Here is a 2,569-nt window from a genome sequence, read left to right as displayed (position 1 = left end):
GCCTTGATCGGCGCCGCATCGTCCTTGTCGCGAAATCGGATCAGCTCGTTGATGTCGACCAGCGCGAGCTCGCTGTCGCCCCTGGCGACGCGCGCGAGCGTCTCCGGCGATCCGGGCGAGGTGTTGAAGGAGACGTTGAGATGCTCGGCGCCGAATTTGCCGTCCTTCGCCGCGAGGAAGAACGGCGCCATGCTCGCATCGATCGGGCGGTCGAAGGTGAAGTGGATCGCGACGGAGGGCGCGGCGGTCTCGGCCGCCGTGACGTCGCGTGCGGTCAGTGCCGCAAGCGAGATCGAGAGCGCCAGCAGCCAACGAAAAGTGGTCGTCTTGAATCCTGACATCGGTTGCGCCGGTCCCGCATTGTTGTGGTTTCGTGACGCTCGCAGCGCCGGCCCGCGCTGAGCGTGCGCGCGCCAACATGAACGGTGGATGAGCGGGGGTTGCGTCATGATCACGCAACCCCGTTCAGCTTGTGTTGGGGTTGGGGAACCCAACATGGGACGTGGGTGTTTGAAAGACATGAGCCTGTCTGCAGGCGCCATTCGAGGTCCCAAGGAGGGTCCAGGAGATGTTTGACAGCTTTTCGAAATTCGCCGGCCGCAAGGCCGTTCTTGCCACTGCGGCCGTGGTGGCTCTGACTGCCGTTGCACCCACCGCCTCTTACGCGGGCGGTCGTCACTGGCATCATGGTGGCGGTGGCGCCGCTGCTGCTGCTGCGATGTTCGGCCTGGCCGCGACCGGCCTCGCGATCGCAGCCAGCCGCGATGCCTACGCCTATGATCAGGGCCCGGGTTACTATTACGAGAGCGGCCCGGTCTACTACAGCGGCCCCGGCTATGGTCCCTATTACTACGGCTCGGGCTACCAGGAGCGCTATGGCGGCTACACCAAGGTCTGCGMCCACGGCTATTCCGGCTACGGCTGCTATTAACCGACCGGTAACCGGTCATGCGTCATCGACGAACAGGCCGTCGCACTTGCCGCGCCGGCCTGTTTTTTGCTTTTATTGCCGGGCGTTAACTCGCTCGCCATTGGTTTAGAGTAGTTTTGAGTACCATGAGTGATTCGCTTGAGCGGCTATATCTGGCTGTGCTCGCGGCCAGGGACCTTGATCCGGCAACATCGCGCACCGCCCGGCTGTTTCAGCGTGGCCCCTCCAAAATGGCGAAGAAACTGGCCGAAGAGGCCATTGAAGTCGTCATCGATGCCGTCAATGGCGACACCGATGCGGTGGTCCGGGAAAGCGCCGACCTGCTCTACAATCTCACCGTGCTCTGGGCTTCGGCCGGCGTGCGCCCCGAGGACGTCTGGCGCGAGATGACGCGGCGGGAAGACATGCTCGGCATCGCCGAGAAGCTGCCGAAGTCGACGATGAAGCTGCCCAAAGTTGCGTCACCGCGCGTCGCCGCGCGGCGGCCAATTGTCGCGCTCGAGGGCCGTTCGGCACGCAAGCGCCACTAGAACCGTCACAATTCGCCTCAATCTCAGCATGGACAAATCCGTCCCATGGTGCTTCATCGCGGCGCCATGCTGAAACGTATCTACGACTGGTGCATCGACGCCGCCCACAAGCCCTATGCGCTCTGGATCATGGGAGCCGTGGCTTTTGCAGAAAGTTCCTTCTTTCCGGTCCCGCCGGATGTGATGCTGATCCCGATGTCACTGGCGCGCCCGCAGCGCGCCTGGGTCTACGCGGCGATCTGCACCGCGACCTCGGTGCTCGGCGGCCTTCTCGGCTACGCCATCGGGGCACTGCTGTTCGACTCGGTCGGTCACTGGCTGATCCAGGTCTATGGCCTCGGCGACAAGGTCGAGGCCTTCCGCGCCTCCTATGCCGAATGGGGGGCGGTGATCATCCTGCTCAAGGGGCTGACGCCGATCCCCTACAAGCTCGTCACCATCACCTCGGGCTTTGCCGGCTATAATCTCGTCCTGTTCATCCTGTGCTCGATCGTGGCCCGCGGCGGCCGCTTCTTCATCGTCGCCATCCTGCTCAACCGCTATGGCGACTGGATCCGGGTCCGGATCGAGAAGCATCTCGGTCTGTGGGTGGCGATCGGCGCCGCGGTGCTGGTGCTGGGCTTCGTGGTGGCGGTCAAGCTGATCTAGAGCCGCAGTACTTTGCCGCTGCGCCGGCTTCGGCTACGGTTGCCATCATGATGGTTCGATCCGGCAATCCGGCCGTGCGGTTCGGGACGCTGACTTCAGCAGTGCTGCTGCTCCTGCTGGGTGCTGGCGGGACCGGATGGCCGCAATCCGCGCCGCCATCGCTCGGCCTCCAGGAGCAGGGGCCGCAGGCTGCGCCGCCGCCGTCAACGCCTGCCCCGCCGGCGCGCGAGGAAAATCCCGGGCTGATCAACGAAATGGGCAAGCTGTTCGACAAGCTGCCCTCGATCCTGCCGCCGATCAAAAGCCCTGGTGAGACCATGAACGACCTGTCGCGGCTGGCGAGACCCTCGACCATGGTCTCGGGGCGCGTGGCCTGTCCGGTCTCGTCGAACGGCGCGCCGGATTGCAAGCAGGCCGCCGACCAGCTCTGCCAGGGCAGGGGCTACAGGGAAGGCAAGAG

Annotated in this window: 4 protein-coding genes and 1 pseudogene; 4 read left to right on the top strand and 1 reads right to left on the bottom strand. The window is 64.4% G+C overall.

The window, feature by feature from the left end:
• Positions 1–521 (bottom strand): annotated as a pseudogene (locus AC1D00_RS36125) (ABC transporter substrate-binding protein); the annotation flags it as partial.
• Positions 522–568: 47 nt separating this feature from the next.
• On the opposite strand from AC1D00_RS36125, the gene AC1D00_RS36120 reads away from it, so the two are divergent.
• The 4 genes from AC1D00_RS36120 to AC1D00_RS36105 all read left to right on the top strand — a co-directional run.
• A complete protein-coding gene (locus AC1D00_RS36120) occupies positions 569–931 on the top strand; it encodes a hypothetical protein (protein ID WP_477013958.1) in 363 nt (120 codons plus the stop codon).
• Between the two features lie 125 nt (positions 932–1,056).
• Entirely contained in the window at positions 1,057–1,461 is a 405-nt protein-coding gene (gene hisE, locus AC1D00_RS36115) for a phosphoribosyl-ATP diphosphatase (protein WP_025575743.1), read from the top strand.
• Positions 1,462–1,506: 45 nt separating this feature from the next.
• A complete protein-coding gene (locus tag AC1D00_RS36110) occupies positions 1,507–2,109 on the top strand; it encodes a YqaA family protein (protein WP_198033822.1) in 603 nt (200 codons plus the stop codon).
• Between the two features lie 47 nt (positions 2,110–2,156).
• A partial coding sequence (locus AC1D00_RS36105) for a hypothetical protein (protein WP_477013957.1) occupies positions 2,157–2,569 on the top strand: 413 nt, incomplete at its 3' end.

It is taken from the genome of Bradyrhizobium sp. P2_E8, assembly GCF_056403875.1.
This window is presented reverse-complemented; position numbering and strand designations above follow the sequence as displayed.